This window comes from Bacillus sp. JJ722 (assembly GCF_036963345.1).
Classification (GTDB): Bacteria; Bacillota; Bacilli; order Bacillales; family DSM-1321; genus Bacillus_AD.
Map to the genome: position 1 here is coordinate 1 of NZ_JBALMO010000221.1, position 6,339 is coordinate 6,339.

At 31.2% G+C, this 6,339-nt stretch carries 7 protein-coding genes; all 7 read left to right on the top strand.

Annotated elements, in window-relative coordinates; genetic code table 11:
* The coding region (locus tag V7014_RS21765) for a YveK family protein (RefSeq protein ID WP_335510261.1) at positions 1 to 589 on the top strand (589 nt) is incomplete at its 5' end.
* Positions 579 to 1,247, top strand: a complete 669-nt coding sequence (locus V7014_RS21770) for a CpsD/CapB family tyrosine-protein kinase (RefSeq protein ID WP_438824958.1) — start codon at positions 579 to 581, stop codon at positions 1,245 to 1,247. The genes V7014_RS21765 and V7014_RS21770, both read left to right, overlap by 11 nt.
* 25 nt (positions 1,248 to 1,272) lie before the next feature.
* Positions 1,273 to 2,040 carry a tyrosine-protein phosphatase gene (locus V7014_RS21775; protein ID WP_335510266.1) on the top strand — a complete coding sequence of 256 codons (768 nt, stop codon included), beginning with the start codon at positions 1,273 to 1,275 and terminating at the stop codon, positions 2,038 to 2,040.
* Between the two features lie 41 nt (positions 2,041 to 2,081).
* Complete coding sequence (locus V7014_RS21780; protein ID WP_335510267.1) at positions 2,082 to 3,896, top strand: polysaccharide biosynthesis protein; 1,815 nt, start codon at positions 2,082 to 2,084, stop codon at positions 3,894 to 3,896.
* Positions 3,897 to 3,919: 23 nt separating this feature from the next.
* Positions 3,920 to 4,513: a sugar transferase gene (locus tag V7014_RS21785; RefSeq protein ID WP_335510269.1), complete on the top strand. Its 594-nt coding sequence runs from the start codon at positions 3,920 to 3,922 to the stop codon at positions 4,511 to 4,513.
* Complete coding sequence (locus tag V7014_RS21790) at positions 4,494 to 5,471, top strand: glycosyltransferase family 2 protein (protein ID WP_335510272.1); 978 nt, start codon at positions 4,494 to 4,496, stop codon at positions 5,469 to 5,471. Before V7014_RS21785 ends, V7014_RS21790 begins: the two co-directional genes overlap by 20 nt.
* A gap of 56 nt (positions 5,472 to 5,527) precedes the next feature.
* Complete coding sequence (locus V7014_RS21795; RefSeq protein ID WP_335510274.1) at positions 5,528 to 6,304, top strand: glycosyltransferase family A protein; 777 nt, start codon at positions 5,528 to 5,530, stop codon at positions 6,302 to 6,304.
* The last annotated feature ends 35 nt before the right edge of the window (positions 6,305 to 6,339 follow it).

Below are 6,339 nucleotides of genomic sequence, written 5' to 3' on the forward strand. Positions count from 1 at the left end.
GTATTATGCTTCCACACAAATCTTAGTAAATCAAAAAAATGAAAATAATCAATTTGATGCCACTCAAATGCAAGCTAATATAGATATGATTAATACCTTTAGCGTGATTATTAAAAGTCCAGTTATTTTGAATAAAGTAAAACAAACACTTAATCTTAACGAAAGTGTAGGGCAACTAAATCAAAAAATAACGGTGAATAGTCAAGATAACTCACAGGTTTTTTCTATAAGCGTTCAAGATAGTAACCCAGAAAAGACAGTAGAAATTGCAAACACCGTAACAGAAATATTTCAAAAAGAAATTCCGGTTATAATGAGTGTCGATAATGTAACAATTCTAGCGAAGGCAGATAATGCTATACCTTCTGGCCCAAATCCATTATTAAATATAGCTATTGCGGTCGTAGTGGGTTTAATGCTTGGGATCGGCTTAGCATTTTTATTAGAGTACTTGGACAATACCATAAAAGATGAACGTGATGTTGAATTACAACTGGGTCTTCCAGTACTAGGTTCCGTTAATAAAGTCTCACTAAAAAAGAAGAAATTTAGAGTACAACAAATAGGAAGTGAAAGTATTGAGGCATAAAAAAAAGCCTGTTAAAAAAATCGATTTAATTGCTCATAGAAGTCCAAAGTCTCCTATTACCGAACAGTATCGATTAATTAGAACAAATATTCATTTATCTTCTAGAAATGATGAAATCAAATCCATAGTAGTGACATCAGCTGCTCCATCAGAAGGAAAATCAACAACAGTAGCTAATTTAGCTATAGTTTTAGCTCAACAAGGAGAACAAGTTTTATTGGTAGATGCAGATTTAAGAAAACCTTCATTGCATTATGCATTTGCGGTACATAATCTATATGGACTTACAACTGTTTTAAATAAAGAAAGAAATCTTTATGAAGCAATATCCAAAACAGATATTCCTAATTTGAATATTTTAACTAGCGGGCCAGTACCACAAAATCCTTCAGAGCTATTAAATTCGAAGTTTATGGAAACGATTATTGAAGAAATTAAAGACATTTATGAATATGTAGTATTTGATACACCTCCTGTACTTGAAGTCACAGATTCACAAATCTTAGCAAATAAAGTAGATGGGATTGTAATGGTTGTGAACAGTGGAAAAACATCTCCACAAAAAGCAATTAAAGCAAAAGAACTGCTTGAAAAAACCCAAGGGAAATTACTCGGTGTGGTAGTGAATGAAACGAAAATCACTAAGAAAATGTATTAAAAATGGAATTGTAAGGAGGAAGCTTGTGCTAATAGATATACATTGTCATATTCTACCTGGATTTGATGATGGTGCTAATAGTCTTATAGAATGCATGAGTATGGTAAATAGTGCATTAGAAATTGGAATTAATCACCTCTATGCAACACCACATCATATGAATGGACAATATTTAAATAGTAAGAAGGAAATTATTGCTTCTGTATCAGTGATTAACAAACAATTACAGCAAGAAAATATTCCTCTTACAATTCATGTTGGGCAAGAAGTAAGAATTCATCAACATTTAATGTCTTCACTTGAAATGGATTTAGTGATGACTCTTGGCAATAAGGGGAAGTATTTATTATTAGAACTACCTTCCGGATATGTACCTATCTATACGAAAGAAATAATTTGTGACTTATTAACAAAGGGTATCACCCCTGTTATTGCGCATCCTGAGAGAAATCGAGAATTAATAGAGAATCACGATTTACTTTTCCGATTAGTTCAGGATGGAGCTTTGTTTCAACTTACATCTGGAAGCATACTTGGTTTGTTCGGGAAAAAGATAAAGTCAATTTCAAAAAAAATGATTGAACATAATTTGGCACATTTTATTGCATCGGATGCACACAATGTGAGTTCAAGAAGTTTTACTAATCAGGCTGCATTTGATGAAATTACAAAAACGTATGGTGCAGATCGAACATTGTATTTTAAAGAAAATGCATTAATGGTACTCCAAAATCAAAATATAACCATTGAAAAACCAACTCAAATCAAGAAAAAGATATTAGGTATGTTTTAAGGCTGAAGCGATAAATAATTTCAAAAAAAGGGGGTCTTAGGTTGGTATATCGAAAGCGATTAATAATTCTAGCTATATTAGATTCGCTAATCGTTTTATCTGCAATTTATATTAGTTATTTAATAATAGTTCCTAATGTACAGATCTTTAAGTTAACAACACTATTAGTCAGTTCAATATCGCTATTAATAAGTCACCATATCTTTGCTCATTTTTATAAACTTTATAAAAAGGCTTGGGAGTATGCAAGCATTGGGGAATTAATTTCTATTGTAAAGGCAGTAACGTTTTCAATTATTGTTGCAGCTATTGTTCAACTTCTGATATTTCAAGATATTTACGTTAGAGTATTCACACTTACATGGATGTTACACGTGTTATTAATTGGTGGTTCACGTTTTTCATGGAGAATATTACGAGATCGTTTTATCTTTAATCAAACGGAAGTGAAAAATACCTTGATTATTGGAGCTGGATCTGCAGGAACTATGGTTGTACGTCAACTTCTCAATAATCAAGAAACAGAGCTTAAACCAGTTGCATTTATCGATGATGATCCGAAAAAAAAGCAATTGTATATTATGGGTATACCAGTTGCAGGAAATTCTAAAGAGATTCATCAAATCGTACAAAAGTTTCAGATTGATAATATTGTCATAGCAATTCCTTCATTAAATAAGAAGGAATTAAAAAGTATTTTTGATGAATGCGTGAAAACGAATGCGAAAACACAGATTATGCCTAGAATCGAAGATATTATGTTAGGAAAAGTAGCGGTTAATCATTTCAAAGAAGTACAAGTAGAGGATTTATTAGGGAGAGAGCCAGTTGAATTGGATATGAAAAGCATATCGGAGTATGTTACCGGTAAAATAATTCTTGTTACTGGTGCTGGAGGATCGATTGGTTCAGAAATTTGTCGTCAAGTATGTAAATTTTCTCCTGAAAAAATTATTCTGCTCGGACATGGTGAGAATAGTATTTATCATATCGATATGGAATTAAGGAATCTATATTCAGAGCATATTGATATAGTTCCAATAATAGCAGATATTCAAGATCGTGAAAGGATTTTTGAAGTGATAAATCATTATAAACCAAATGTTGTTTATCATGCAGCTGCACACAAACACGTTCCACTTATGGAATATAATCCTCATGAAGCAGTTAAGAATAATGTTTTAGGCACAAAGAATGTTGCAGAAGCAGCGGACACATTTGGAGTTAAAAACTTTGTCATGATTTCTACCGATAAAGCGGTTAACCCTCCAAATATTATGGGTGCAACGAAACGTATTGCGGAAATGATTATTCAAAATCTAAATCAGGAAAGCGAAACAAAATATGTCGCTGTCCGTTTTGGAAATGTTTTAGGTAGTAGAGGAAGTGTGATTCCGCTGTTCAAAAAACAAATTGCAGCTGGTGGTCCAGTTACAGTCACACATCCCGAAATGACAAGATACTTTATGACTATACCAGAAGCGTCATGTCTTGTCATACAAGCTGGTGGATTAGCAAAAGGCGGAGAGGTATTTGTCCTCGACATGGGAGAACCGGTGAAAATTTTAGATTTGGCGAAAAATCTAATACATCTATCAGGTTATTCTATTGATGATATTGGTATAGAATTTTCAGGTATAAGGCCTGGAGAAAAGATGTTTGAGGAATTGTTAGGGGAGAATGAAATACTTTCAGAGAAAGTTTTTTCTAAAATTCATATTGGCAAAACATACCCTATGAAAAAAAGTGAATTATATGAATTGCTTGTTTTATTGAAAACTATGGGAAATATCGAATTAAAAGAAACACTGATTAATGTTACAAATAGCAAACTTGAAGTGGTGAATATTAGTTGATTCACCTTTAAGGAGTTAAGGTGATGTATTTTAAAATTAAAAGGTTGATAGATATAGTGCTATCGTTTATGGGACTGATTTTATTACTTCCTATTTTTGTACTTTTAATTATAGCTATTAAATTAGATTCAAAGGGTCCTGTATTTTTTAAGCAAAAAAGAGTTGGAATTCACAAAAGTTACTTTAATATTTTGAAATTCCGAACAATGATGATTGAAACACCCAAAGATACTCCTACTCATTTGTTAGAGTCTCCGGAGCAGTATATTACTAAGGTAGGAAAATTCTTGAGAAAAACATCACTTGATGAACTACCTCAAATATGGAATATATTTGTTGGACAGATGAGTATTATAGGTCCAAGACCAGCACTTTGGAATCAATATAATCTTATAGAAGAAAGAGAAAAACATGGTGCAAATAATGTGTTACCAGGTCTTACAGGCTGGGCTCAGATAAATGGTAGGGACGAACTACCAATTGAAGTAAAAGCGAAGTTAGATGGTGATTATGTGGGGAAAATTGGATTTGTAATGGATGTAAGATGTTTTTTTGGAACTATCATAAGTGTTTTAAAAAGTGATGGGGTTGTTGAAGGTGGAAAACAAAATAATTAATAGAGAGTCGAGAATAGAAGAAATTAAAATAAAGGTTAATGAATATGAACCTTTAGTAAGTGTTATTATTGCTACTTTTCGTAGAATAGATTCATTAAAGAAAGCATTAGTTTCTCTTACTACACAAACATATCAAAATATAGAAATAGTTGTAGTTGACGATAATGCGGATAAATCATGGAATGAAAAAGTGTTCGAAATTATTACAGAATCCGATCATCCCATCATCTATATTAGAAATAATCTAAATCAAGGTTCTGCAATGACAAGAAATATTGGTATAGAAGTTGCTAAAGGAGAATATATTACATTTCTTGATGATGACGATATTTATCTTCCGCAAAAAATTGAAAAGCAATTAGTGAATATGCTAAAGAATGATTCTGATTTCAGTATTACAGATTTATGTTTATATGATGAAAATGATAACTTAATAGAAATACGAAATAGATTTTATTTGGAAGATGTTAACAGAATATCACAAAGAGATTCATTAGAATATTCCAAGCAACTTTTAAAATATCATTTAATGTATCATATGACAGGAACAGATACCATGATGTATAAGAAATCATATTTGATTAGTATTGGCTACTTTCCTTTGATTAATGTTGGAGATGAATTCTACTTGATGCAGAAAGCAATTCAAAAAGGTGGAAGATTTAGCTATGTAGAACGTTGTGATATTAAGGCATATGTGCATTCTGAAACTTTAGGGTTATCCAGTGGAGACAGTAAAATAAATGGTGAAAATAGATTGTATGAACATAAGAAAAAGTTTTTTACAGAATTGTCTTCAAAAGAAAAAAGGTATATAACAATGAGACATTTTGCAGTGTTAGCTTTTGCTGAAAAGAGAAGAAAACGTAAAATAAAGTTTTTAAAATATTGTATTATCTCTTTTTTTAATAGTCCTATTCAATGTTCTGAATTATTACTCAGTATTATGAAAAGATAACATATTTGTGCTATTTGAGATTAAGTACGGAAAATAAAATTAATGGAGAGAAAAGTATGAAAGTGCAAGTCTTGCTCTCAACAATGTTTCAAACTGATTATAGTTTATTAAAGAAAGTAAACATTCAATCTGATGCAATTGTAGTTAATCAGTGTGATTATAATAAATTTGAAGAGTTCAACTATGATGGTTATACAATTCAATATTTCTCTTTTAATGAAAGAGGGGTAGGGCTTAGTAGGAATACAGCATTAATGAGAGCTGATGGAGATATTTGCATATTTGCAGATGATGACTTAACATATGTTAACAATTATAAAGAAATAATACTTGGTGAATTTAAAAAGAATCCACAAGCAGACATAATTGTATTCAATGTACCTAGTACTAACAATCATAGACCGACATGTATAATTCGAAGAAACAGTCGAGTGAAATGGTATAATTCACTTAGATATGGAGCAGTAAACATAGCAATCAGAACAGAAAAAATAAAGCGAGCAAATATTTATTTTTCACTGTTATTTGGTGGTGGTGCAAAGTATAGTGCCGGAGAAGATAGTTTGTTTATTATGGATAGTCTACGGAAAGGGTTGAAAATTTATGCAAGTTCCCAAACTATAGGATATGTTAAACAAGAATACTCTTCTTGGTTTGAAGGATATACAGAAAAGTATTTTTTTGATAAAGGAGTATTTTTTGCTTGTCTTTCAAAAAGATGGGCAAAATTATTATGTTTGTATTTTGTTGTAAGACATAGAAAGATGTTAAAGAAAGAAAAAAAAATATCTGAAGCTATTGCTTTGATGATAAAAGGAACTAGAGCAATTTGAACAAAATATATTAGCCTTTAGATCTAATAACTTGA

Excerpts from the sequence above, each read along its gene's own strand:
- V7014_RS21785 (WP_335510269.1), top strand. The coding sequence starts at position 3,920 with ATGTATTTTAAAATTAAAAGGTTGATAGATATAGTGCTATCGTTTATG.
- V7014_RS21795 (WP_335510274.1), top strand. The coding sequence starts at position 5,528 with ATGAAAGTGCAAGTCTTGCTCTCAACAATGTTTCAAACTGATTATAGT.